This window comes from Corynebacterium kroppenstedtii (assembly GCF_016894245.1).
Classification (GTDB): domain Bacteria; phylum Actinomycetota; class Actinomycetes; order Mycobacteriales; family Mycobacteriaceae; genus Corynebacterium.
In genome coordinates, this window is record NZ_CP069792.1 from 939,422 (window position 1) to 965,623 (window position 26,202).

The following is a 26,202-nucleotide window of genomic DNA, read 5'->3' on the forward strand; positions in this document are numbered from 1 at the left end:
GAGGTTTGGCCGGTGCGGCCCAGTTCGAGATGGTCAGGTCAGCGCGGCACAAGCCGACACCGCCAGGGTGAGCTGGCCAGGGCCAACACCTGGCCGGCGGTTATTTAGCTAGTAGCGGTTCCCGCGGCCCATTTGGGTCGGCGGGCTTGGTGCATGACGAGGGGAGCGCGTCGAAGGAGCACACGGCGGGGGCGTGGTTGAGTTTCGCATCGGGCCGGACGCCGTCGTTGGCGGTGATGTCGCGGTAGGTGTCGACGGCGGGGGTTGGCGTGCGCTTCAGCGTGGGATCGTCCTTGATGTTGACGGTCCACAGCCCGAACCGCGAGCTGTAATCGCCCCACTCGTAATTGTCGACGAGTGACCAGTGGTTATACCCGATCAGCGGGATGCCGTCGGCCTTGGCGCGCTGGAGCCAGTACACGGTGTCGTGCAGGTAGTCCCCGCGTTCGTACCCGTCGGGCCGCGGTGCGCCGTTGTCGGTGGGCATACCGTTTTCCACGATGTACAGCGGTTTCGTCGGGAACAGTTCGTGGTATTGGCGGAGCGCGTAGTAAATGCCTTCGGGCTCCGGGGTGACCTTGGCGAAGTCTCCGAACGCGGCGTTAATCGCGCTGAGGTTGGAGGCGGAGACACTGTAGTAGAAGTCGATGCCGACGAAGTCGACGTCGGGCTCAACGCGTTTCTGCAGGATTTCGCGCTGCACAGGGGCGATGGTGGGCAGGAATGCGTAGTTGGTGCCGGTCTGGGCGTTGGGGTCGGCTTTGTGCGCCGCGTCGTGGCCAATTTTGTTGAGCCGGACGATGGTGTCCATGTATTTGGGAAGGTCGGTGGGTTTGGCGAGCCCGATTTCGACGTCATGCCCGAAGAATACGAAGGGTTCGTTGAGGGTAACCCAGATGGTGTTGTTGCCTCCCCACCGGTCGGTGATGAGATCGGCATATTTCTGGAAGTGCTCCGCGGCGTAGTCGCTGGTGATGCCGCCGTTGTCCTCGACCCACCCGGGGTAGACGTAGTGCATCATGGTGATCATGGGCACCATGCCGTGAGCGCGTATCTCCTTGACGACGTCGTCGTAGTACGCGATTTCTTTCTGGTCGAAGTGCCCGGGTTGGGGTTCGATGCGGGCCCATTCGACGCCGAACCGGAACGTGTTGACGCCGAGCGACGCGGCGTTGGCAATGTCTTCCTTGTAGCGGTGGCGGAAGTCTGCTGCATTGCCGACGGGGTCTACGTCGGGATCTTTCGGATCGGTGGCGTAGCGGCTCCAGTTGCTGTCGCGGTTATCGCCTTCAACCTGGAAACCAGAGGTGGCGACGCCCCAGTGGAAGAGACCTTGTTCACCGGGTTGCCCGGTGCGGAGGAATGTCTTCGGGTGTGGTGCGTCTCCGGCGGCTGCAGTGCCTGTTCCGGTGACGAGTGTGGTGCCGGCGAGCGTCCCGGCCGCGAGGACGGCGGCAGCTGTTGTGGTGAGGAATCGCCTGCGTGAAACGGGGGAGCCGTAAAAACCAGAGAACATGGTTTCAGATTATCTGTTTTTGGCTCACTTTTGGGGGTACGCGTTGTGTGTCTGTGCTGTGGGAATAGTCACGTGGCGGTGCTGCTACCACACTGCGCTCGCCGCTTCTGTGCCTATGGTGGAGGGATGAACGATTCTGTTAATAATTCGCATATTTCTGACGCCGATATCCCTGCCTCTGACATCCCCGAATCCGACGTCATGCACGACGTCTGGGTTGCCACTGGTTATAACAAGCAGCTGACACTGAAAGATATGCCTGTTCCGCAGCCGGATCCGCATGACGTGGTGATTAGCGTTCGGGCAGCATCGCTCAACCCGGTTGATCAGAAGATCTTGGATGGGAAGATGCGGGCCTTGTTGTCCTTTGATTTTCCGTTGATCCCGGGTAGCGATGGTGCCGGTGTGGTGTGTCAGGTCGGCTCCGAGGTGACCCTCTTTAAACCGGGGGATCGCGTGTTTTTCCGTTCCCAGTCGGACCGGTTGGGTGCGTTTGCTCCGTTCTTCGCTACCCATGAGGATACGGTGGCGTTGGCACCGCAGGGGATGTCGTTTACCGATGCCGCGAGTTTGCCCTTGGTCGGGTTGACGGCCTGGCAGGCGCTGACAGAGAAAGCGGATGTTAAGCCGGGCGATCGCGTTTTAATTCACGCTGGCTCGGGCGGGGTGGGCAGCTTGGCTGTCCAGATGGCCCATCATTTGGGTGCCTATGTTGTTGCGACGGCGTCGGGCAAGAACGCGGACTTCGTTCGGTCCTTGGGTGCGGATGAGGTGATTGATTACCGTACGCAGCGTTTCGAGGAGCATGTGAGCGGCCTCGATGTGGTGTTTGATCCGATTGGTGGGGCCCAGTTAGAGCGGTCGATCTCGGTGCTGAAGCCGGGTGGCATCGTTGTGGGGATTTCAACGGATCCGACTCCGCAGCTGGCAAGGGAGCAGGAATTGAATCCTGTGCTCCGCCTGCTTTTCGGGGCTGCTAGCTTATCGACGCGACGCGCAGCGGAGAAAGCTGGTGTGAGGTATGAGTTTTTGCTGATGCACCCGTCCGGTGACCAGTTGGCGCATCTCGCGAAGCTCTGCGAGGACGACGTGCTGAAGCCTCTGGTGGGCCGCACAATTAATTATGTCGATATCCCGCATGAGCTGGAAAACCTGTCGAGTAACGGTGTCCGCGGCAAGGTTGTGGTGGATATTAAGGGTGAATAGGTTTTGAGGCCTCGAAGTCCGGGACCCGCAGCCTTATACGCACCGAGGCCTTCACAACGTTTGGTTGGAACCTCACGTCGCGTGAGGGGAAATACTTGATATATGACGGCTGATAATGATGGAGACAGTGCCCACGTGTTCACGGTGGGGGAGCTTGCGGAACGCCTGGGGGTATCGGTCCGGACTCTCCACTATTGGGAGGAGAGAGGAGTTTTGTGTCCCTCGGAATAAGGAGACAATCGCGACACGGCCTCAAGACCTCGTTATCGTCACCAATGGTTCACTGACAGAGTCCACGGGCTACGGGGACATGGACACGGTGCCGGAGTTTAAGACGCGGTACCGGAGTTTAAGAAAACCCCTGGACCAGCGTGGAGTCTATGGAAGAATATTGTCGCCAAGGCTCCGAATTGCGGCCGCCCAGAGCGGTTCTGCTCGGACCCAGAATCCACGGTGTGGGAATCAATCAGCTTCAACTTCTACGACGGCTACGACAACCCGTTCACTGCGAAAATACGGGAACTCACCGATCGGGACGTGTTCAACGGACGAGTAGTGAATGCAGGAATCATCACTGCCGACGATTCTTCCTGGTTGTGCTCTCTTACTGTTCACCGGCAACCGCAGTTCCCGGGTCAGCAGGACGGACTGTGCGTGGTGTAGGCATATGGTCTTCACTGGTGGAAGAAGGGCACTGTAACAGGAAGGCCCATGTAGGAATGTATTGGTGAGGAAGTTCTTCGCGAGTTCTACTATCACTTCGAGGTTGACGAAGTAGAGAAAACTATCAAACACACCAAAGTTCGCCTTGCGGTGATGCCGTACATCACGTTCAAATTTGTTCCTCGTGACGCAGGGGACCGGCATGATCCAGTGCCTGCTCGATCCACCAACCTGGGCTTTACTGGTTAGTTTGTTGAGACTCCGGATGACTGTGTGTTCACCACCGAAGGCTCGGCACGCACAGGCCAAATGACAGTCTATGGAATGCTAAAACCTCAAGCGCGATATCCCGCCGATCTACCCAGTGCAATACGATATCCGGGCTCTGCTCCATTCAGCTTCAGCGATGAACGATGGGAAGCTACCAGGGAAAGCCCCTTAGGAAGTTCGTGAAGACCTGTCCCAAAAGTATCCGCACCGCCTCCTGCTACTTATTCCTCATTGAAACAGCTGCTGATGACCGGAAGTTCACCTGTCGGTGTCTCCCTCAAGGGAGGGCTTGGTGGTATCAGTATGTGGAATGGACTGGTGACAAATTCGCCAGAGTGAGATCGTAGCTGGTAATTTATTTTGATCGGAACTGTCGTAACCGTAGTAGGAGTTGGTACGCTGCTGCAGAGGTCGGCTTTTACTACATCGATACAGCGGAAGACGGGCAGTGTCGATAACGCTGCTAAAGCGTTCGGCGGGTCGGAGGTCGAAGTGTTCCCGTGGGTACCATCGCAAGCGCTAAGTTAAGTTCGCTGTCCTAGTGGATAAATATTCAAGGTTCGACAACACGCAACGAATCGCACGCCCACTGGGCGACCCACATTCGAAGAAAATTCCGTAGTCTGCTGCAAAAGCGGTCCAAAAAGCCTTACGCGCTGCCGATCGTGTTGTAAGCGTAGTAAGCCTAGCGTATTGTCAAAGTCATCTAGGCCCCCGGCGGCCTGCGTCCTATCTACGTCTACTTTTACCGCGGTGTAACAGATGTGATTCGCTTGTCGATTCATCCCGTAAGGGAGGCGTAGTGCGCGCCAACCAAAACCATCCGCTCCGAAGAGGTAAGAATTGTGACTAGACTCAAAACCCGCGTTAAAGTGATCGCTGCCACTGCGATAGTGTCCGCCGCTGCAGCAGTCGGAGCCGTCGCAACTTCGGGCAACTTTGAGGCAAAAGCTGATGATGGAAATTACGTCAGCTTTGGTGATTCAATCCCATCAAACCCAACACAGATTCAGCTTTCCGCACAAGCTAACGACCAGCTTAGATCCCAACTGAATATTCCTGAGGTTGCACCCGGCCACTGTGCCCTGGGTAAAGATAACTTCCCGAATCGCATCGGCCACGACACTGGTATTGAGACAAACAATTATGCATGTGCCGCTTCTCCAGCTGCGGCCGAGCATCCGCATAACTTCCGGGCGCAGGTAGACGCAGCTCTTCATGAAGGTAAATTGAATAATAAAACGCGGTTAGTCAGCGTTTTCTTTGGGTTCAATGATGTGTATCAGAACGCCAACTTGCCTTTCGAAGAGCACAAAGCGTTGTTCGTGAATACCATGGCTGATCAGATTAATCGGGTTCGTCAAGCGGCTCCCAACGCCAGAATCGTGGTTGGCGGATACCCTGATCTGACCGACGGAAATAACAACATCTGTCCTACTAATCTCTTTGGGGTTGCAGGCCATGTCTATGGCGGGGGTTGGGCACCCGTGCAGGACTTCGTCCGTGACTGGCAGCGGTCAGCTGCAGAAAAGGCCGGCGTCCCATACCTTGACATGATGGCCGAAATCAATGCGGCGAATAATAACAATGGTTGCACCGATAATCCCCACCGCTTGTCGGCTTCCCTAGTGGATGATCAGGAGCACAACCTATGGGGACACCTGACGGCAGATGGTAACCAGTTCTATGCGGACAAAGTTCGTAGCTACATGGCCTAACTCTGTGTAAGCAACTTCGGTGAAGCTGCCGTAAACAGTAAATTCGAAATTCTCCTGTTCGTTTGAAAGGTTGAAATGGATTTTCAAAGTTTTTGGGAAACATACGCCCCGAAAGGCCCGCTATTTTTCACCACGGGCACTTGGAATTTTGACGATTGGGCAACGCGATTAATGAATGCGGCTCCCGATATCATGTACTTCTTCAAATAGCCTTAGTTGCCAGGTCGCCCGGGTCGCTCAATTAATCGCTTGAGTCCAAGTCGTTAAGAAGCTAATTCAGCACATCAAATCGGCTTTTGAGTTAGGTCCGGGCATTGGCTAGATTTCGGCGCACGCTCAACAGAGCTTGTAGTTCCAGCCGGGCATTAGAAGCCTAAAAACCATTCGATCGTTTACTTGATACTCACTGTCATCGCTTTTGGAAATATAGTTTTGTTACCCTATCAAACATAGGGGTCTTCAAGCGCCGGACAATGTGACAGCAAACGGCTCTACACCTCGTTTCGCCCTGCACCGCCGAACTTCGAATGGAGTCGGTGTCTCGAACTTCTATATTAGGATTGGATTTCAATGAATACCCAGGTTCCCGGACCGCGACCGTTACCCGGCATTGGGACCTTGTACGCGATAAATCCAGCCAAAGTGGTTGAATCCGCGCAGAAGTTGGCTCACGAATATGGTGGCATTTATGTTCACCACCTGCCGAATAAACCACCGCTATATGTGATTACTTCCTTCGAGCTGGCTAATGAGTTGGCTGATGAATCTAGATTTCAAAAAGATATTCATGACGCCTTGGCTGAGATTCGGGCTTTCGCTGGAAATGGTCTCTTTACCGCCGATCAGGACGATCCTGAGTGGGAACGTGCTCACAGGATTCTGATGCCGGCTTTTACCCCCGTTGCTTTAAAGGGCATGTATGAGGGAATGGCGGATATAGCTGACCAGTTAATGTATAAGTGGTCGCGGACCCGTGGTGATGCCAGGGTTGATCTACCTAGCGACTTTACGCGCCTGACGTTGGATACAATCGCGCTAACATCGTTTAGTTACCGCTTCAATTCGTTCTATTCTGAAAAGCTTCATCCTTTCATTGGCGCCATGGCGGATGGTCTTGATGAGTCGGGGAAGCGCGCGCACCTGCCGGACTTTGCGAAGAAGATGAATGTCCTCGCTGATCGTCGCTTTCATAACGATGTCACGGTGATGGAGGACCTCGTTGACTTCCTTATCGCCGAGCGCAAACAAAACCCCTCTCCGGAAGGTGAAGAGGACGTGTTGGATCTTATGCTGTCGGCAAAAGATCCTTCGTCAGGAAAGGGGCTTAGTGATCGGAATCTCCGTTACCAGTTAATTACCTTTTTGATCGCTGGCCATGAGACTACGTCAGGACTTCTAAGCTTCACCCTTTATGAGCTTTTGAAAAATCCTGATGTTATGGCAAGAGCTCGTGAAGTCGTTGATAACGTCCTAGATGGCCGGTTCCCTGAGTATGACGATATTAAAGATCTGGGCTACCTTGACCAAATATTGCGCGAAACGCTACGGAAGTATCCACCAGCGCCTGGGTATGCCGTAACGCCTCTTGAACCCACCGTCCTAGGAAAAGGGTCCAAAGTGTTACCGGAGGGCGTTCGAGTTGAACCCGGTGATGTTCTATTTATAGAACTCAGCCTGTTGCACCGTGACCCAAGTGTCTGGCCAGACCCTGAAAAATTCGATCCAGACCGTTTCAGCAGCGAACGTGCAACGGAAATCCCGCATAATGCCTGGAAACCATTTGGGAACGGACAGCGTTCATGTATCGGCCGCTTCTTCGCCCTCCAGGAAGCTACTTTAGCGTTGGCCCTGGCACTCCAGCATTTCGAATTCGAGTTTGAAGACCCAAATTATCAACTTCATTTCCTTGATGGTCTGACCCGTAAGCCCAAAGACTTCTTTGTACATATCAAGCCGAGGAAGGGACGGCCTTATCTCGGTATGGCCGGTACTTCGAAGAAGCACCAGGATGAGACGGCGGAAAACAGCAATCTTGGGCAGAGCCTTCAGCAGAAAGAGCCAAATGGCTACGGTCTAACCATTTTGTATGGGTCTAATGCTGGGACGAGTAAAAACTTTGCGCGACAGCTAGCCACCTTCGGCCAGGCACAAGGTTTCGACGTAGCTTTTAAGGAGCTAAATGAAGTAGTGGGGCAAAAGCTTCCTACTGATCAGCCAGTTTTAATCTGTACAGCTTCATATGAGGGGCTTCCCACCGATAACGCCCGAAAGTTCGTAAATTGGCTCACTTCCACGGTTGATGCGGATCTTTCCGGCGTCAAATACGCAGTTCTTGGTGTTGGCAACAGTGAATGGGCAAATACATTCCAACGGATCCCAACCTTGATCGATGAACAGCTAGAAGCCTTGGGTGCAGAAAGAATTCTGGACCGCGGTGTGGCTGACGTCCGGTCGGATTATGCTGGTGCCTTCGAAGACTGGTCCCAAGAGCTATGGGATCGGATCTCCACTTTGACCGGAGTCGACCTGGATGCAGGTGAGATTGGTGACCAGGTTTCTGTCTCTATGATTTCTGGAGACAGGAATACCGTGCTTCGTGATGAACCTGAAAATGGTTTTGTTAACGCTGTTATAGAAGAAAACCAGGTTTTAAGCACTGAAGCTGATGGCCCAATTAACCACAAGCGGAAGATAGCAATTCGCCTGCCTGAGGGGACGGAGTACAAGACCGGTGACTACCTCGAGTTCGTGCCAAGAAATCCGGCCGAACAGGTAGAGCGAGTGCTATCCAAATTCGATCTGTCCGCCGACCAACAAGTTCGCTTAGCCGGAAGGTCAAGTTTTCTTCCGCTCGATGTCCCCGTCACGGTGAGTGAGCTAATTGGGGGCTATGTCGAACTCAACACGCCAGCCTCTGTTCGTCAAGTTCGCGAATTGGCTAGCGAATGCGTATGCCCTCCTGAAAAAGCGAAGTTAGAAGAACTAGCTGACGACAAGAACTATCAACGGGAGATTCAAGACAAACGCCGATCGGTTTTAGACTTGCTAACCGAGTTTAAATCGATCGACACAACATTCGAGGCTTTTCTCGGTATGTTGCAGCCCATGAAACCACGGAAGTATTCCATCTCGTCTTCGGCCCTCAGGGACCCGCAGTTGGCAGAACTTACTATTTCCCAAATTGATGCACCAGCATGGTCAGGTTTTGGAAGGTATAGAGGGGTTGCTACCACGTGGCTGGCCAATAAACCGGTAGGTTCCCGGATCTCGGTATCTGTAACGCCGGGTAATACGCACTTCCGTCCTGAAAAGTTGATCGAGCGACCAATGATAATGGTTGCAGCCGGTACCGGGATTGCTCCCATGCGTGCTTTTCTTGAAGAAAATGTCGTCCGCGCGAAGAACAGTGATGACCAATTGAGTCGGAGCCTGTTTTTCTATGGCTGCCACGGCGCATCCTCGGACTACCTGTATAAAGACGAACTCATGAAGTGGGAAGAAAGTGGTGCCGTCGATGTACGCGAAGCCTTTTCGCGTCACCCGGAGTCAATGGGAACCGAGAATATCGAGGTTAAGCATGTTCAGGACAGGTTGTGGGTAGACCGTGATGATGTAATTGAACTACTTGAGCAAGGGGCACGAATCTATGTGTGTGGTGATGCCGAACACCTCGCCCCGGCCGTAAGAGCGACAGTAACGAAGATTATTGCAGATAAAGACGGTTTAGATGTCACCACTGCCCAGGAAAAGGTTGAATCGATGGAACGTGAAGACTTCACATACGTTTGTGACGTTTTCAGCTAATCGATTTATGGACCATTAAAGGAGAAAATTCTATGGCCGACTACACCCTGCATCCCGAGACTGATCTGCATGTGTCAAAAAAGCAGTTAGTTCAGCAGTTTTTGTTTTTCCTAAAACAGGTGAAGCGTACTGACGTTTTCGAATTAGGTGGCATAAGAGGAATACGCGAAAACGCGAAGTTCCTAAAGCGCTGGGGTGCCCTAGAAGCAGGAAATCTTGCGATAAGCGCCCGCAAGGATCCCGACCGAACGGCACTCATCGACGATAAAGGTCAGTTCACGTACAAGGAGCTTTACGACGAAACTCTAAGGTTGGCACATGGTTTCCAGGATAATGGCGTCGTTGCGGGACAGAATGTAGCAGTACTGGCTTTAAATGGACGGGATGTCCTTCTCCCCCTATTTGCACGGCAAATGGTCGGATATCATATTTTCATGATCAACGCGAATAGCTCGGGGCAGCAAATCGAAAAAGTTCTTGAGTTTCACGAGATCACGACAATTATTGTTGATAGTAATTTCTACGGACGCCTCACAGAGAAAACTAAAGCCACGGTCCAAGTGATTATTGGATATGAAGAAGACGGCTTTAGCGCTGCCGATGAGGGTCTGAAAACGTTACAAGATATCATCGACGGCGCTTCGGTCCCAGAAACAGCTTATCGCTTTGGGGAAGACAATCTTCCCAAGAATCCTCCGAGGTCAGTTCACGTGGTGATGACGTCGGGAACTACCGGTATGCCCAAGGGCGTGGTGCGACGGATGCTCAGGTCACCCCAAGGGGTTGCTCCTGCATTGGCTGCATATCCCCTACACCGCAACATGCGTCTCCTTCTTACCTCCGTATTGTTCCACTTTTACGGCTGGGGAATGCTCGTGCTTTGCTTGCTAACGACGTCCACGATCATTACCCAGCGGAAATTTGATCCGGAAAGAGTTATCAAGGAAATCGATAAGTACGACATTGACAGCTGGGCTAGTGCAGCCTCAAGGCTGAGGGAAACGTGTGCTTACCTTGACAACGCTGGAATTGAGCGAGTCAACGGTCTCGACTTCATAATTTCCTCCGGTAGCCCCTTAATGCCGTATGAGGTCGAAGAGGTTAATTCTAAGTTCGGACGTATCCTCGTTAACGGCTACGGAAGCACTGAAACCTCTATTCTGGCGGGATCGAGCGCTGAAGAGCTAGGAAACGATCCCACGTTGACAGGGACCGTTTACCCCGGGGTTCGTGTTGAGATTCGTGATGAAGATGGTAATTCGGTCCCGGAGGGGGAAACTGGTGAGGTTTGTGCTTCAACGTATGACATGTTCGCAGGATATACAGACCCGAAAATTAAGATGAGAACAGTTGACGGCATGTTGCGAATGGGGGACAAGGGTTACTTTAAGGACGGTAAGCTCTATGTGCTTGGCCGCGCCGATGATTTGGTAATTACTCAGTATGGCGAGAAGATTTTCCCATCTGAAATTGAAGATCTCCTCGTTCGAGATGATCGGATTGGTGACGTACACGTACACGGGGTCAAGGATCCGAAGTATGGGCAGGCTCTCGTGGCTTACGTGATTCGAAGTGAGGGCGTAGCGCCAAGCGATTTAACTGCAGACGATATTCGCGCTACCACGAAGGCTCATCTCTCCGAGGCTCATGTTCCGAGGGACGTGTTTTTCGTTGATAGTTTTCCGAGAAATCCCATGGGTAAAGTTATCCGACACGAGCTGCCTGATCACTCGACGGCTCCAGAATCTTAAAGTCAAACCTGATTTCGACTTATGCTGGTGATTGCGGTGCCGGGCGTATATCACCAGTGGACTTTGATGAGCTAAATTTCCATACGGATCTTTGGTATTCGTGCATAGCCCATTATAGCTCCTGGTGTGAAGCGTCAAAATAATTGGAAAAGGAACCGTTTCTGTTGTAATGACAGGCGGTTCCTTTTCGATTTTAAATAGTAAAGAAGAATATAAGTCCCCAGTGCAATTCTTCCGTGTAACCCTATTTAAAGGTGAAGAGGTCTTCAGCCAATGAATACTAAATCCTATACCTTCGAAACGCGGGTTCCTCGGGTACTTTCCAAGAAGGAAATCTTCAAGCAGCTTGCCCTGCTCCTCAAGCGGTCTTGCCAAAAAGAGTTTGTTAAGTTCAATGGTTGGGCTGACCTCCGAAAGGATCTAAAGAATCTTAAGCGTTGGGGCGGGTTAGAGGGCTTTATAATTTCCCGAGGAGCTCGGCAAGTTCCTAGCCGTCCGGCTCTGATCGATGACGATGGCACACTGACATATAAAGAGCTATACGATGCTGCGTATAAGTTAGCTCAGGCTCTGCACTCTCGTGGCTTGGGTGACGGCGCCAACGTTGCGGTTATGGCCCTTAATGGTCGTGGTTCGATTCTTCCACTCTGCGCACGTCAGATGGCTGGCTACAATATTTTCATGATCAACGCGAACGCGTCGGCACCTCAAATCGAGCAGTACCTCGACTTCCACCAGGTAGACGCCCTCATCGTGGACGAAGAATTCATTCCGCTGCTGACAGATAAGTCCCGGGACCGCACTGTCTTTATAGCCCATCGTGATAAAACGTCGTCGAGCAAGAGTGGTGCGAGCGACACCTACGTATCGATTAACCAGCTTATCCACACCGCTCCCGCCGATTACGAGCTGCCTGAAAAGCCTTATAAAGGGATGCATGTGGTGATGACGTCGGGAACCACCGGCACGCCCAAGGGCGTGGTGCGTCGGCCATTGAATTCACCCCAGGGTTTCGCATCGGTCGCAGATGCTATGCCATTAGAACGTGGTATGACCGTTCTCTTAACGGCGGTCCTATTCCACGCCTATGGCTGGGCATACATGGGGTTTGCCTTTTTCACCCAGTCCACTGTCATAGCCCGCAGACATTTTTCCGGAAGCCAGGTTATTCACGACTTCAAAAAGTATGACGTCACGATGTGGGTGACGGCGGCAACGCGCATCCGCGAAGTCATTGGTTACATGGATGAACAGGACATAGACCGGTATGACGGCCTCAAAATCATTACGAGCTCCGGCAGTCCCCTCATTCCTTATGAAATCAAGCGGGCCAATGAAAAATTCGGCCCCGTCCTGTACTCGATGTATGGCAGCAGTGAAACATCTGCCGTTGCCGTCGCGCCAGCAAATGAATTGGTGAAAGACCCGGAGCTGACAGGAAAAATTTACCCCGGATGCATCGTCAAAATCTTCGATGATGAAGGAAATGAGCTTCCAGAAGGGGAAGAAGGCCTCGTCGCCATTTCCTGCTTCGACCTTTTCGCTGGTTACACAGACCCCAATATCTCTATTCCCTCAATTAAAGGTTATTGGCCAATGGGGGATCGCGGGGTCGTTCGCGATGGAAAGCTGTATGTGCACGGTCGCGCGGATGACCTTGTGATTACTCAGTATGGGGAGAAGATATACCCCATCGAGCTTGAAGAAAGCATTATGCAAATGCCAGGAGTGCAGGATGTCACCGTACTAGCCGCTGACGACAAAACAACCGGCCAAGCGCTTCGCGCCTACGTCATCCGCGATACTGGATCAGAACGGCCATATGCTGACGAAGTGAGAAAATGGGTGGAAGAACACCTCTCCAAGGCGCATGTTCCTCGAGATGTCGTCTTCGTGAAAAACTTCACCCGTGGACCAGCTGGAAAAGTTATTAAACGCGAGCTACCACACTACGGGGAAGAATATAGCGATTAAGTAGAACAGTTAAAGTAACTAACTACCCGTGTCTGCATTAGGTAGGTTAATTCCGGTTGTAGAAAATGTGAAGTATTTGAGAGTCGTTTGATCAGGTTATAGTAATTTTGCGGTAAAAAGTAACGCTTGATACGCTCATTCCGATTTGAACACTGCAGCTGTTTCCCTAATTTTGCTGTCAGATAACGCTTAAAGGAATGTAGATTTGTCAAATTTTACGCTTACTCCACGGATCAACCACGGAGCACCTGCTAAGGTCAAACTTCAGCAGTTTGGCTACTTTTTGCGTATTCTCAAGGACCTCGAGGTCCTCGAGCCCGTGGGGCCTGGCGACATCGCCGCCGCAGCGAAAAGCTTCTACCGCTGGGGAGCACTGGAAACGACCATGCTATCCATGGCTGCCCGGATGAATCCGGACCGATTAGGGCTCGTCGACGATGACGGCGAGCTCACTTACGCCGAATTTTGGGAGTGCACCAACCGCCTCGCCCTTGGCCTGCAGGCTCGCGGAGTCAAGGCCGGCACCAACGTCGCTGTTTTAGCCCGCAATGGTAGGGCAGCCATACTCCCCCTTACGTGCCGCCACATGCTGGGCTTCAACATCTTTATGATCAACGCGAACACGTCGGCAAAACAGCTCGAGCACGTCCTGGCATTCAACCACATTGACGTCTTCATCCTGGACGATGAATTCCTCCCCATGCTCGCAGATGATGCCACAGATAAATATGACATCATCCTCGGCCACGTCGATAACTCCGACAACGCTGAACGTTATGAGACCATGGATGACATCATCAGGCAGGCCCGAGTAACAGACTCGCTACCCTTAAGACCGAAACGTGGCTTCCACGTTGTTATGACGTCGGGAACCACCGGAATGCCGAAGGGCGTGATCCGTGGGGCCTTCAAGTCGCCGCAAGGGGCGGCACCATTAGTCTCAGGGATTCCCTGGAAGCGGGGCCTCACTGTCATCCTCACCAGTGTTCTCTTCCACGACTATGGATGGGCCAACCTCGTCTTATCCTTATTTACGCAATCCACCATCATTGCTCGACGGGGCTTCTCTCCGGAAGAAACACTGCGCGACATCCAGCACTACAACGCCACGGCGATGTGCTCGGCTGCATCGTGGCTCCGTTCCATCGTCTCCTATATGGATAACGAAGGAATTGACCACGTTGACGGACTTCGTTTCATCGTCTCAGCAGGTAGCCCCTTGGCTGCGCATGAAATCGAAAAAACCAACGAAAAATTCGGCGGCCTAGAAGGTGGCCCAGAAGCCCAACCCGTCCTGTGCAACCTCTACGGAAGCTCAGAATCCGGCCCGATCGCCGTCGCACGGCCCGAAGAACTCGCCGCGGACACCGCACTCAGTGGCCGCATCTACCCCGGCGAAATCGTCGACATCCGCGACGAGGACGGCAACCCGGTACCTGAAGGCGAAATTGGCCTTATCTGGGTTGCTGTGTACGACCTCTTCGCTGGGTACACCGACCAAGACATCGACATCCCCACCATCAACGGTGCGATCTGCATGCACGACCGCGGGTACATCACCGATGGCAACATGCTCCACGTGCTCGGCCGTGGGGATGACCTCATCATTACCCAATACGCCGAAAAAATCTTCCCCATCGAGATTGAAAACGCCCTTGTTTCGCACTCGCGGATCCACGACTCCTATGTCCACGGCGTCGCGGACGACCAGTATGGTCAGGCCATTCGCGCCTACATCATCAGAGAACAAGGCACCGACCCGATCACCGCAGACGAAGTCCGCGAGCACGTTGTCAATGAACTCTCCGAGGGGCACCGCCCCCGGGACGTCTTCTTCGTTGACGAATTCCCCCGCAACCCCATGGGCAAAGTCATCCGCAAGAAACTCCCCGGGCACTCCACCGTCGAGTAAAGCTAGCAGCAACGAGCATCGGGGACCACCGAGTAGGTGCCGGGCTTTACCTCTCCGAGCGGTCAGCCAGCGTCGGGCGAATAGGACGTGCCAGCTGAGTCATCTCCTTGCGCCCGCGCAGCTCCACGGACTTCAGCACAGTCCACCGCGCCTGCTCCGCCTCATTTGCGCGACGCAGCGTCGCAGCAGAGGTTAAAACACGGCCAGGAGTGTCCTTAGCCAAATCCGTCAACCGAGCGGCCTGGTTCACCGCGTCTCCGATCACCGTGTACTCAAAACGGTCATGGGCACCAATGTGACCAGCCACAACGTGCCCGGCAGCCACACCAATACCCGACTGTAGGCGCAGTCCGCGCAGCTCTGCCCGAAGCTCACGCGCCGCCGCCAACGCGTGGCCAGCGATGTCGTCAAGCGGGAGCGGAGCCCCGAAAACAGCCAGCGCAGCGTCGCCCTCAAACTTGTTGATAATCCCGCGGTGCTTGTGCACGATCTCCACGACGCGATCAAAGTACTGATTCAGCGTCTCCACAACATCTTCCGGCGAATGATTCACCGCGAACGTCGTTGAACCAATCACGTCGACGAACAGCACCGCAACCAGGCGGTCTTCACCCCCCAACACCGGGTTCTCCTCCATCGCCTGGCGCGCAACCTCGATGCCCACGTACTGACCGAACACATCGCGCACACGCTGGCGATCCCGCAAACCACGCATCATCTCGTTAAAACCGGCCTGCAGAACACCAATTTCCGAGCCGTCATAAATCGGGACGTCAGTGTCCGTCTCACCGCGACGCACGCGGAGGATCGCGTCCTGAAGCTCATCAATGGGGTCAGCGATGCTCATCGAGAGCAGCGCAGCACCGGCCCAGCCCGTCACCAACGACGTCCCCGCCAACGCCACTACAGCGGGCATCAAACTCGCCGCGTCGCTAGAGAAAAACCCCTGGCGAGCCCCCACCGCCAACAGCACGATACCCACCACGGGGATGGCCGTCGTCGTTACCCATACTTGGCGGATCCGCCCGCTAATTGACGGCTCCAGAAAAGTACGGTCCGCGTTCACCGTCAGGGCAGTGATCGCGATCGGGCGAACGCGACGCTCCGCAATAAAATACGTGAGCATCGTGACCATCGCACCACCCAGAAGAGCAGTCACGCACACCGACACAGCGAGGCTCGCCGAACGGGTAGCGGCCACCGCCGTAAAAATAACCACACCAATCAGCCACAGAGCCGCACCCAGGAATGCCTGGAAAGCGGGGATACGCAGGACTAAGTGACGGATCATGATCGGATCGAAGCGATCAGGATGGCGCTGCCACCTCAATACCGACTGAAACAGAAAAACGGTACAGCCGATACCTGCCACCACGGCTGCCACGAAGTACACCGCGTAAAGCACGCCCACTGAACTGGAAAAATCCGTGAGATCGTCGCGCTCACCCAGCGGCAACAAAAACCGGAGAAAAGCGCCCACCGCTAGAGCGCCGACCACATTAGCCAGAAGCACCGATGCCGCATATAAAGGCCACGAGGTGCCTCGAAGCCACCGCAGATACTCCTGAATAGTCATAATCAATAGGATAACTGGTCAATCGGGACGACGGGCGGTGTTGTGGCCACGTATATCGCCGGCATGGCATGTCAGGGGCGCAACGTACACTATTCCCATGAATTCCCGCGCCACCGACCGTCCCGAACCACCACTGCTGCGGCAGATGGTGGGATCCCCCACTGTGCGCGAAACACTCACCAACGCTGTGTACGCCGCCCGCGAGATCGCTGCTCGCGGGAGTGAGTTGGGTAGTGGGGCTGGCGTGGATAGCGGAACCACTACACCTGAAATAGATGACGCCACGCCCGCCCGCCAGCCTGCGTCGGCACACCAATCCGCCCACATGACCCACGCCTGGCTCTTCACCGGACCGCCTGGCGCGGGCCGGTCCGTCGCCGCCAAAGCATTCGCCGCGTCGTTAATGTGCAAAGAAGAAACACCTGGTTGCGGGCAATGCGAAGCCTGCCGCACCGCACTGGCCGGAACGCACACGGACATCGTCACCATCGTGCCCGAGGGCGTCGTTATCCCGGTGAAGCAGGTGCGCGACATGATCGAAGCCGCCTCGCGCATGCCCACTACCGCGCAGTGGCGCGTCGTTATCGTCGAAGACGCCGACCGGCTCAACGATGCCGGTGCCAATGCCCTTCTGAAATCCATCGAGGAGCCCCCGCCGCGGACGGTGTTTATCCTGTGCGCACCGTCCACGGACCCGGATGACGTTCACGTCACGATTCGTTCCCGATGCCGGCACCTCTACATCCCTACGCCGTCGATAGACGAGGTCAAACATATTCTTGCCGACGACACAGCCTTGGGGCTCACCGAACGGCAGATTGATTGGGCGGCGTCTGTGTCGGGCGGGCATGTTGGACGGGCCAAGCGGCTGGCGTCGGACGAACAGGCGCGGACTCAGCGGCAACGGGCGCTACGTGTCCCGGAAAAGGTGTACCAGGACGGGGACGCCTACCTATACACCGGGGAGCTGGTGGCGTCGGCGAAAAAAGAAGCCGAAGCGGCCACCGCTGAACGTGATGAGGCTGAGCTGGCGAAGCTGCGGGAGGCCCTGGGTGTCGGTGCGAAAGGGCGTGGTGCGGCGAAGGCGCAGCGGGGGAGTGCCGGTGCAATAAAAGAACTTGAAACGAAACAGAAAAACCGCCGGACACGCATGGTTATTGACCTGCTGGATCTCTCGCTCATGGATATTGCGGGGCTGTACCGTGATGCGCTCATGGTGAGCGTCAACGCTGGCGGCGGAGGTGTGCCCGCTATCCACCCCGACCACGCGAACACAGCAGCCGAACTGGCCCGACGGAACACGCCTGAACAGCTACTTCAGTGCGTCGATGCCGTTCGGATGGGTCGTGAATTACTCGCTTCAGGGGTCCGGCAAGAAGGGGCGCTCGACGCGATGGTGGGACGGTTGCGGCAAATATGCGTGACCGGGCCTGTTGGCTAGGGAACCTGTTGAGTAGGGGTGTGGGGCTGTAGGTTCCGCTCGGGAAGTTACCGCATGAATGGCGAGGTCATAGCTACGTTTTGGTCCCGCGACTGGTTCAGGTAATATGCGTCGAGGTACTTCATGCCGCCTTAGCTCAGTCGGTAGAGCATCTCACTCGTAATGAGAAGGTCGTCAGTTCGATTCTGACAGGCGGCTCCACGTAGCCCCAGGCACAATTTCGGTTCTGCCTGGGGCTTTACGCATTTCCGCGGATCGAGGGACGCGAGGCATCGTGCGTGGTTTTGCGGGTTATACGACAGAAATGTGTCCGCGTGCCGGAAAACTGCGGGGGTGTATCGGGGTCGGTTGTGAAACCTGCGGGGGAATATGGGCGAAAAATGGCCGAAAATTGACCATATTCCCCCGCACTTTTATTTTGGGGCGCATATCCCGGCGCACTTTTGGGCTCCAGGTGTCGCGTCCCCGCAGCTTTCTGTGTACCGGCTCCTTCTTCCGCGCATCGGTGCTTCTTCGCGCCGCAGGAATTGGGTTCTTCCTGGGGTTATACGACAAAAGTCGGTGCGGACACTTTTGCGGCGGCGTTCGCCTTCGAGGGGACTACACTCAAGTAGCCCAACCAAAAACACCACATTCGATGCAACGTTGTCGGAGCGTATCAAGCTCCTCGAGAAGGATCCGGAGCAGTACTTCGCGAAGTACCCCGGACGCAATTCGACTTCTTGAAGAATGAGAAAAGCAATTCTGGCCGGCGAAAGAAGCGTCAATGGGCACGCTTTTCGGCAATCACTCGTCCTGAGTGGGTCGCCAGTTCAATTCTGACAGGCGGCTCCACATCCCGCCTATCCGAGCTTGTAGCTCTTACGGATTAAGAAATCCATGGCTCGATCGGGGAGTAGGCGGCGTAACAGCACCGTGAGTTTCGCTAACGGCCCCACCGCGTACCGCGTGCGGGGCCGCTCAGTCGTCGCGGCCTTCACCACAACACGCGCCACAGTCCCCGGCCGAGACACCATCCCTGGGCGGTGCTTAAACTCAATAGACTCCGCCACCGCGTGCGCCATCTCCGCATACGCCCCACCATCACTGGTTTCCTCCATCGATTCCTGAGCAATATGCGGCCACTCCGTCTTCACCGGGCCCGGCTCCACCACGGACACATCGATACCCCACGGCTCCAGCTCTAGGCGCAGACAATCGCTCAGTCCCTCCAGGGCAAATTTCGACCCGTGGTACCAACCGCCGAGCAGGGCAGGAACCTTCCCCGCGATCGACGACACATTCACAATCCGGCCCTCACCCTGCTCGCGCATATGCGGAGCAACCAAACGCACCAACGCCATCGGGCCGAACACGTTCACCTCAAATTGCCGGCGGGCATTACCGGGGTCAACGTCCTCAATAGCGCCCACAACGCCATATCCAGCACAATTGATCAGAACATCAATGCGGCCAGCGTCGTCGATAATGGTGTTGATCCCCTCTCGCATGGAGTCTTCATCAGTCACATCCATCCGCAGAGTGCGCACCCCGTCGCGCGCCAGCTCGCGCAAACGGTCTTCGCGCCGGGCTGCTCCGTAAACCACAAAACCCTTCTTGAGCAGCTTGAGCGCGGTCGATTTTCCGATACCCGACGTCGCCCCGGTCACCAAAGCAACCTTCTTGTCATGAGCTGTCTCGGGATTCGTGCGAGCCATCGTTGTCCTACCCTTCCGGTGATTCAGGCGATATAGACGATCTGGGCGATGCGTCGAAAACATGACGTATACCACATATTGGTCGTTTATGTGAGAGTTGCGCAATTTCGGCCTAAAATCGCGATTTCATTTCATTGGAAAACTGGGCACTCCTACGATAAGGCCATGTCCTCCCCGAAATCGTCTGAGAGCGACAGCTCAGACGCACACGTTGACCCCGTTCCCCCACATACAGCTGCCAGCAGCACACATACTGCCGATAGCAGCGTCGCTTCCACGACGACGAGTGCGCGAAGTAGCACGCAACAGGATCAGTTTGCCGACGTCACACCCCATGAGCTCCGGGCCGCCACGCCGAGCACCGCGAATGCCTCGGATCGCTATGCATGGGTTTTCGTCGTCATGGCGATGTTCGTGATCGCCTGGGGTGGCAACGAATTCACACCGCTCCTCATTTTTTACCGGGGTGAAAGTGTCTTCTCGCCGGTCTTCGTGGATTCCTTGTTGGGTGCCTATGCCATCGGGATTATGGTAGGCCTGGTTTTCTTAGGACCCCTCTCAGACCGCTACGGACGCAAGCCAGTGATGCTATGGGGGCCTCTCGCTGCCATCGTTGGCTCGACCTTAATTGCCATAGGAGAAAAGTCTGAGATCCCGATGTTCATCGGCCGATTGCTAGCCGGCCTTGCCGTTGGAATTGCCATGACTGTAGGCGGATCGTGGGTGAAAGAGCTCTCACAGGCACCTTTTGACCCTCATGCGAAAAAGTCGGCTGGCGCGGGCCGAGCAGCCATGGCTCTCACGGGTGGCTTCGGGATAGGTGCCGGCGTTGCTGGTCTTCTTGCGCAATGGGGGCCAATACCAGGACAGTTGTCTTACATTTTGCAGATCATCCTGTCTATTCCCACCCTGATCTTCCTGGTGAAAATACCGGAAACTCGGCAGTCCGCACACTTAAAAGTTCATGGCAGCTTTTGGTCCGACCTGGCCGTTCCCACCGCTAAGCATCCACGATTCTTGACGGTTGCCGTGCCGATCGCACCGTGGGTCTTCGGGGCAGCCGGGGTTGCCTACGCGGTGACACCCGCACTCATGTCCTCCCACGTCAAAGCCCCCGTCGCCTACTCTGCACTTCTCACGGTGGTGTGCTTGGCATTCGGTTTCGGCATCCAACAAGTCGGAGACCGTATCAACACTGACTACAGCGCGCGCGGGCCCATACTGGGCATCGTATTTGTCGCCTTCGGGATGGCATTAGCAGCTTTCGTATCGACACGACTCTCCATTGTCGGATCTATTTCTGTGGCTGCTTTGCTGGGCCTCGGGTATGGGCTTGTGTTGATCTCTGGCCTGACGGAGGTTCAGCGGCTCGCTGGACCGGATGACCTCGCCGGTTTGACCTCGGCGTTCTATGTGCTGACGTACGTCGGGTTCTTTTTCCCCATGATTTTGACCAAGCTCTCCGGGAACTTTGATTACGTCGATATGCTCGCTTTCGGCGCCATCGAGGCAACGCTGACCCTGATTCTCTTGTTTATGGTGTCGCGCAAAAACCTGGACGACGTGACGGCTGAGGGGTAGGTGGCTGCCGGCTCGTGTGTGCCGTCCCTTGTTCTCTAACCCTTGTCCTTTAGCCCTTGACCGTGACATTTAGGGAAGCATACTGTTGGCGTGGTGATTCACTCACCACGCCGCCGAGCCATCGCTACCGCGGTTCTTATCAGCCTTATTGTCGCAGCCCTCTTCACCGTCATTGTGACCCGGAGACGATCATCGTCGCCCAGCGAAGAGGAAGAACTCAACGGACCATCGTCCTCGGCCATCACTATCAAGTCGGGTGGACTCACCCGTTCATATCGCTTATCCGTACCTAGTACCGATGCCACCGCCACGGCGCTCCCGGTGATCTTCGCTTTCCATGGGCACAGCCAAAATGCCGCGCTCATGGAGAAATACACCGATCTCGACCGGCTCCCAGCGCTCGTCGTCTACCCTCAAGGAGAAAAAGACACAAGCGGCACCCAGCGGGCATGGGAATCCGCCCCCTATGCCACCACTAACGACGGGGACAAAGACTCACAACTCGTTCGCGATATCCTCGCCCAACTCGACCGGAAATACCGTATCGACCACACCCGGATTTACGCGACGGGCAAATCCAACGGCGGGGGGTTCGCCGCCAAACTCGCCTGCACGATGCCGGAGACTTTCGCCGCCGTGGCGCCCGTCGCCGGTGCCTACTATCCCGCGACGCACACATCATGCGCCACCGGGTCGAGGCCGAACAGCAACGTGTCCGTCATGGAAATACACGGCGTCAAGGACGGAACCATGCATTACGACGGAGGCTCAAGCCACGGCGAACACTACGTGGCAGCACCCGAATTGGCAGGCACATTCGCGCAGCTAGAGGGATGCACATCGGAATTCACCACATCGCCGACGTCGGCGGCCAACGTCACCCGCATGACATGGGGAGGGTGCCACCCGGGAGTCGATGTCGAGCATCTTGCCGTGGCTGATGGTGGGCACAATTGGCCTGGATCGCCGTATCTGAAGGAGAGTGGGGAAGGCCCGTATAACCACACGCTCCAGACCACCGACGTGGTGTGGAACTTCCTGAGCCGCCACCACAAATAAGGTGAGACAAATGCGGTCGCTGCGGGGAAATAAACAGCCTGACGGCAGCACGCCATCGGCCCGGACCGAGGCAGATACGGCCTTTACGCCTCCACTTCCGCCTTACTGGAGAGCTGCACGCATGCCCCCAGCACCGCCACGAAGCCGGCCCCCGCCAACCACATCAACCCTGGCCGAACTTCATCACCCAGCCAGACCAACCCGATCGCCGACGGGACAATGGTCTCGCACGCAAAAGACAGTGCCGCCACCGTCGTCGTCGGCAATCTATCTAACGCATAGCCATAAGCAACCACTGCAAGACCGCCCATCAGCACCATCGCCCAGACGAACGCGTCGCTGAGCCAGCCGAGTATCGACGAATGCACCATCACCAAGCGGGCAGCGACGCCGACGAAACCGAAGCCCAGGCCTGAGATGACCGACAGAACGATCCCGGTTGCCATTGTCCACCGGGGCTGAGACGCGACGACGCACGCCGCCGCCATAGCAGCGAGGGGAATCGCTAGAGCACACAACCCCCAACCAACCCACCATGCAACAGTCCGCGCCGGGCCTTCCTCGGCCGTTACCCCCAGCACAATCAGGCCCGCCACCAGCACGCCAACGGCTATGACCTCATGCACGGTGAGGCGCTGATGCAGCACTACCACCGCCAGCACAGCGGTCACCGCGACCGATGACGCCACCGTCGACTCGACAAGAAACAGAGGCAACGAGTGCAGCGCCAGTGCCGACATGAGGAAGCCGAGGAAGTCGCACACCAAGCCGAGACCGTACAACCATCCGGCGCGAATACGGTGACTCCACGAAGAGCCGGCCGGAAGTGCGGCGAGCCGTCCCACCGCGATAGCCTGCACAATCGTGGCCCCGCCGTAAGCAATCGCGGCGCACACGGCCCCGATGTAGGCGAACATAGTGAATGTCACACGCTGATACGCTACCCGCTGCTCAATTACCGACGTATTTACCGGACGCATTTACCGATGGAGTAGTTCTAGCGCAGCCGGCGCTCCACAACCACAAAGAGCGTCTAAGACGTCGTCGATTGTTCGGAGGAGTACAAGCCCATTTCTTCCGTGAGTGCTGTTAACTCGTCGGCAGCCTTCCGCGTAGTGATTTCTCGTGCGCGCGTGTATTCTTCCACGTCGCTCGCTTAGACGCGTCGGTGAGCGCCCACTTTGTGCCCGGGAAGCGCCCCTTCGTCGATAAGTTTTACGACATACGGGCGGGAAACATTGAGGATATCGGCGACTTGTTGCGTCGTTATTTCCGTATGCTCAGGAACAATGGAGATCGATTGGCCAGTGGCCGCATTCTCGAGCACCTCGCGCAGGGCTAGAGCGACAGGGCGGGGCAAAGTGATGCTTTCTCCCGATGGTTCAAGAGCGACGTCGATAAATTGTTGAGGAGAGTTATCTAGCACGTGGTTGAGCTTGCGAAGTGCGTCGCGTGAGACAGTACCTCCGATTGCTCGGCAGTGGCGTCGTGTTTTTGCTGCGCGTTGTTGATCGCAATGGAGACAACTTATCGAATAAGCGAAATAAAGGAAATAGCCGAAATGAACGAAACATAAGGCGGGGGAAGAAACCGCGCGCGATCCAGAAGCTCACTGAGTGACCCCTATAGGCTTCTTGAGGATGTCTTGATACCCACTTTCGGGCGTATCGAATCCGGTATAAAACAGCTGAAAATCCTTAGAAGGTCCTGGTTTGCTAAACTGAGGTTTGCCTAACTCACCTCTCTATAGGAAGAAGTTCAATTTTTCATAGAAGTCGGAGATCTCTCGATCTGTCAATAAGCGCGGGAACGGTTCTCTCTCCTACAGCGCACGCTGTATTCCTACATAGGCGTTACCGCAGGATCTACCGCCACTTCGTCAGCTGAACACACTGATGGATGCTTATGAATAAGAAATACGCTTTCACCTTTTTATTGGCAGTTTTTTATGCAATATGCACCGCAATGACTGCAGGCTCTCAGCTTGTTGAGAATATTAATGAGAACACTGCGAAGGTTATTATCAATAGCCTCCTATTGGTCTCAGTCGCCGTCGTTTCCATAATTTTGGTAGCTATGTTTCAACGTAAACGCTCCCCTGTGAAGTTCAATCGCGTATCCATATTGAGTTTCACAGCTATTTACGTAATAGCGGTCTTGGTCAGCGGACTACCTTTAGCGACGCTTCTTTTCCCAGCATGTATGCTTGGCGCATTCATAGCTGTTCCGAGTTATCAGAATTGGCTTAAATCCGCTAGCGACCCCTTGTGATAATTTGTGGGCTTCTCTTAAGAAGAAGTCCACTTCACGTTACAAAAGACGATGCGATAATCGTCGCTGATCTAAGCAGGGTCACTCATTCAGTCGAGAGCACATCCCCATTTGTGCGAATCATGCCTTCATGAACAGAGCGTGGTGTGACTAATACTCAAACGTTGAGCAATCTGCGCTTTCAGCATCCCCGCACCAATCCGCTTCTGTGCCTGAACAAGAAGGTGGGGGAGGGAACCACACGCGGGCTAAAAGCCGTCTGAGCGATTCCCCCCACGGCTATTGCCCCCATTACCTGAAATCTCGGAGGCAGCGTCGTATCCTAAAAACCGTGGCTGAACATTATGACGTAGTTATCCTTGGTGCAGGTCCCGGCGGATATGTGGCGGCTATTCGCGCCGCTCAGTTGGGCAAAAAAGTTGCGATTGTAGAGAAGAAGTATTGGGGCGGTGTGTGCCTGAATGTGGGCTGCATCCCATCCAAAGCGCTCCTTCGTAACGCTGAATTAGCGCACACATTCACGCACGACGCGAAGACATTCGGCATCTCAGGCGACGTGTCGTTCGACTTCGGTGCTGCTCACAAGCGCTCCAGGAAGGTGTCCTCCAACATCGTGAAGGGCGTCCACTTCCTGATGAAGAAGAACAAAATCACCGAAGTCCACGGTCAGGGCACCTTCACCGACGCCCACACCATCGAGGTGTCCGACGGGGACGACGCCGGAAAAACCCTCACATTCGATAACTGCATCATTGCGACGGGTTCCGTCGTGAAGACGCTCCCGGGTATCGAGCTCAGCAGCAACGTCGTCTCTTATGAGGAACAAATCCTTAACGACGAACTCCCCGAGTCCATGGTTATCGTCGGCGCGGGCGCGATCGGCATGGAGTTCGCCTACGTCCTGGCCAACTACGGTGTGGACGTCACCATCGTCGAGTTCATGGACTCCGTCCTGCCCAATGAGGATAAGGACGTCTCCAAGGAGATCGCCAAGCAGTACAAGAAGCTGGGCGTGACCGTCCTGACCGGGCACAAGACCACGGCAGTGCGCGACAAGGGCGACTCTGTGGAGGTTGACATTGAGAAGAAGGACGGGTCGAAGCAGCAGACGCTGACCGTGGACCGCGTTCTCGTCTCGGTCGGGTTCGCCCCTCGCGTCGAGGGCTACGGCCTGGACAAGACCGGCGTCGAGCTCACCGACCGTGGCGCTATTGCTATCGATGACTTCATGCGCACCAACGTCGACGGGATCTACGCCATTGGCGACGTCACCGCGAAGCTGCAGCTCGCGCACGTGGCCGAAGCACAAGGCGTCGTGGCCGCCGAAACCATCGCCGGCGCAGAGACCGAAACCCTGGGCGACTACATGATGATGCCCCGTGCGACGTTCTGTAACCCACAAGTTGCGTCGATGGGCTACACGGAAGCCGCCGCGAAAGAGAAGTTCTCCGACCGCGACATTAAGGTGGCCAGCTTCCCCTTCACCGCGAACGGTAAAGCACAAGGCCTCGGCGAACCCGCTGGCTTCGTCAAGATCGTGACCGACGGCGAATATGGGGAGATTCTCGGCGCCCACATGGTTGGCTCCAACGTCTCCGAGATGCTGCCGGAATTGACCCTCGCGGCCCGTTACGACCTGACCGCTGAGGAAATCGGGCGCAACGTTCACACCCACCCGACACTGTCTGAGGCCATTAAGGAAGCAGCAGAGGGCACACTGGGCCACATGATCAACCTCTGAGGCGGGCCTGCCGCGTCCCGGC

General features: G+C 55.3%; 16 protein-coding genes, 1 tRNA gene and 1 pseudogene. 13 read left to right on the top strand and 5 right to left on the bottom strand.

Annotation, left to right across the window (positions count from 1 at the left end):
* Nucleotides 1-100: 100 nt before the first annotated feature.
* Nucleotides 101-1,516 carry a family 1 glycosylhydrolase gene (locus I6J23_RS04180; protein ID WP_204582647.1) on the bottom strand — a complete coding sequence of 472 codons (1,416 nt, stop codon included), beginning with the start codon at nucleotides 1,514-1,516 and terminating at the stop codon, nucleotides 101-103.
* Nucleotides 1,517-1,642: 126 nt separating this feature from the next.
* Here I6J23_RS04180 and I6J23_RS04185 point away from each other — a divergent pair, with 126 nt between their 5' ends.
* The 8 genes and pseudogenes from I6J23_RS04185 to I6J23_RS04225 all read left to right on the top strand — a co-directional run bounded on the left by I6J23_RS04185 (nucleotide 1,643) and on the right by I6J23_RS04225 (nucleotide 14,814).
* Entirely contained in the window at nucleotides 1,643-2,722 is a 1,080-nt protein-coding gene (locus I6J23_RS04185; RefSeq protein ID WP_204582648.1) for an NADP-dependent oxidoreductase, read from the top strand.
* A 102-nt stretch (nucleotides 2,723-2,824) separates the two neighbouring features.
* The gene (locus tag I6J23_RS04190; protein WP_204582649.1) at nucleotides 2,825-2,953 is read left to right on the top strand and encodes a MerR family DNA-binding transcriptional regulator; all 129 of its coding nucleotides are present in this window, start codon (nucleotides 2,825-2,827) and stop codon (nucleotides 2,951-2,953) included.
* A 159-nt stretch (nucleotides 2,954-3,112) separates the two neighbouring features.
* Nucleotides 3,113-3,634, top strand: a pseudogene (locus I6J23_RS10680) (oleate hydratase).
* A gap of 866 nt (nucleotides 3,635-4,500) precedes the next feature.
* Complete coding sequence (locus I6J23_RS04205) at nucleotides 4,501-5,373, top strand: SGNH/GDSL hydrolase family protein (RefSeq protein ID WP_204582650.1); 873 nt, start codon at nucleotides 4,501-4,503, stop codon at nucleotides 5,371-5,373.
* A 570-nt stretch (nucleotides 5,374-5,943) separates the two neighbouring features.
* Nucleotides 5,944-9,177, top strand: a complete 3,234-nt coding sequence (locus tag I6J23_RS04210; RefSeq protein WP_204582651.1) for a bifunctional cytochrome P450/NADPH--P450 reductase — start codon at nucleotides 5,944-5,946, stop codon at nucleotides 9,175-9,177.
* A 32-nt stretch (nucleotides 9,178-9,209) separates the two neighbouring features.
* A complete protein-coding gene (locus I6J23_RS04215) occupies nucleotides 9,210-10,928 on the top strand; it encodes an AMP-binding protein (protein ID WP_204582652.1) in 1,719 nt (572 codons plus the stop codon).
* Nucleotides 10,929-11,201: 273 nt separating this feature from the next.
* A complete protein-coding gene (locus tag I6J23_RS04220; protein ID WP_204582653.1) occupies nucleotides 11,202-12,902 on the top strand; it encodes an AMP-binding protein in 1,701 nt (566 codons plus the stop codon).
* A gap of 205 nt (nucleotides 12,903-13,107) precedes the next feature.
* Nucleotides 13,108-14,814, top strand: a complete 1,707-nt coding sequence (locus I6J23_RS04225) for an AMP-binding protein (RefSeq protein WP_204582654.1) — start codon at nucleotides 13,108-13,110, stop codon at nucleotides 14,812-14,814.
* A 46-nt stretch (nucleotides 14,815-14,860) separates the two neighbouring features.
* On the opposite strand, the gene I6J23_RS04230 is transcribed toward I6J23_RS04225, so the two are convergent.
* Complete coding sequence (locus I6J23_RS04230; RefSeq protein WP_390886207.1) at nucleotides 14,861-16,393, bottom strand: adenylate/guanylate cyclase domain-containing protein; 1,533 nt, start codon at nucleotides 16,391-16,393, stop codon at nucleotides 14,861-14,863.
* Nucleotides 16,394-16,487: 94 nt separating this feature from the next.
* Between I6J23_RS04230 and I6J23_RS04235 the strand changes: the two genes are divergently transcribed.
* Together I6J23_RS04235 and I6J23_RS04240 are read left to right on the top strand one after the other, a co-directional pair.
* Nucleotides 16,488-17,831 (top strand): DNA polymerase III subunit delta', encoded by a 1,344-nt coding sequence (locus I6J23_RS04235; RefSeq protein WP_204582656.1) that lies wholly within the window; start codon nucleotides 16,488-16,490, stop codon nucleotides 17,829-17,831.
* Between the two features lie 125 nt (nucleotides 17,832-17,956).
* Nucleotides 17,957-18,032, top strand: a tRNA-Thr gene (locus I6J23_RS04240).
* 641 nt (nucleotides 18,033-18,673) lie between these two features.
* Here I6J23_RS04240 and I6J23_RS04245 read toward each other — a convergent pair.
* Complete coding sequence (locus I6J23_RS04245; RefSeq protein WP_204582657.1) at nucleotides 18,674-19,528, bottom strand: oxidoreductase; 855 nt, start codon at nucleotides 19,526-19,528, stop codon at nucleotides 18,674-18,676.
* A gap of 165 nt (nucleotides 19,529-19,693) precedes the next feature.
* On the opposite strand from I6J23_RS04245, the gene I6J23_RS04250 reads away from it, so the two are divergent.
* The gene (locus I6J23_RS04250) at nucleotides 19,694-21,109 is read left to right on the top strand and encodes an MFS transporter (protein ID WP_204582658.1); all 1,416 of its coding nucleotides are present in this window, start codon (nucleotides 19,694-19,696) and stop codon (nucleotides 21,107-21,109) included.
* 93 nt (nucleotides 21,110-21,202) lie between these two features.
* Nucleotides 21,203-22,168, top strand: coding sequence for an alpha/beta hydrolase family esterase (locus tag I6J23_RS04255; RefSeq protein ID WP_204582659.1), 966 nt, complete (start codon nucleotides 21,203-21,205; stop codon nucleotides 22,166-22,168).
* 83 nt (nucleotides 22,169-22,251) lie between these two features.
* Here I6J23_RS04255 and I6J23_RS04260 read toward each other — a convergent pair whose 3' ends face one another.
* Nucleotides 22,252-23,148 (bottom strand): hypothetical protein, encoded by an 897-nt coding sequence (locus tag I6J23_RS04260; protein ID WP_239454989.1) that lies wholly within the window; start codon nucleotides 23,146-23,148, stop codon nucleotides 22,252-22,254.
* 176 nt (nucleotides 23,149-23,324) lie between these two features.
* Nucleotides 23,325-23,594, bottom strand: a complete 270-nt coding sequence (locus I6J23_RS04265) for an excisionase family DNA-binding protein (RefSeq protein ID WP_204582660.1) — start codon at nucleotides 23,592-23,594, stop codon at nucleotides 23,325-23,327.
* 1,176 nt (nucleotides 23,595-24,770) lie between these two features.
* Here I6J23_RS04265 and lpdA point away from each other — a divergent pair.
* A complete protein-coding gene (gene lpdA / locus I6J23_RS04270; protein WP_012732565.1) occupies nucleotides 24,771-26,180 on the top strand; it encodes a dihydrolipoyl dehydrogenase in 1,410 nt (469 codons plus the stop codon).
* Nucleotides 26,181-26,202 lie beyond the last annotated feature (22 nt).

Excerpts from the sequence above, each read along its gene's own strand:
- I6J23_RS04180 (WP_204582647.1), bottom strand. The coding sequence starts at position 1,516 with ATGTTCTCTGGTTTTTACGGCTCCCCCGTTTCACGCAGGCGATTCCTC.
- I6J23_RS04185 (WP_204582648.1), top strand. The coding sequence starts at position 1,643 with ATGAACGATTCTGTTAATAATTCGCATATTTCTGACGCCGATATCCCT.
- I6J23_RS04190 (WP_204582649.1), top strand. The coding sequence starts at position 2,825 with ATGACGGCTGATAATGATGGAGACAGTGCCCACGTGTTCACGGTGGGG.
- I6J23_RS04210 (WP_204582651.1), top strand. The coding sequence starts at position 5,944 with ATGAATACCCAGGTTCCCGGACCGCGACCGTTACCCGGCATTGGGACC.
- I6J23_RS04215 (WP_204582652.1), top strand. The coding sequence starts at position 9,210 with ATGGCCGACTACACCCTGCATCCCGAGACTGATCTGCATGTGTCAAAA.
- I6J23_RS04220 (WP_204582653.1), top strand. The coding sequence starts at position 11,202 with ATGAATACTAAATCCTATACCTTCGAAACGCGGGTTCCTCGGGTACTT.
- I6J23_RS04235 (WP_204582656.1), top strand. The coding sequence starts at position 16,488 with ATGAATTCCCGCGCCACCGACCGTCCCGAACCACCACTGCTGCGGCAG.
- I6J23_RS04245 (WP_204582657.1), bottom strand. The coding sequence starts at position 19,528 with ATGGCTCGCACGAATCCCGAGACAGCTCATGACAAGAAGGTTGCTTTG.
- I6J23_RS04250 (WP_204582658.1), top strand. The coding sequence starts at position 19,694 with ATGTCCTCCCCGAAATCGTCTGAGAGCGACAGCTCAGACGCACACGTT.
- I6J23_RS04260 (WP_239454989.1), bottom strand. The coding sequence starts at position 23,148 with ATGCGTCCGGTAAATACGTCGGTAATTGAGCAGCGGGTAGCGTATCAG.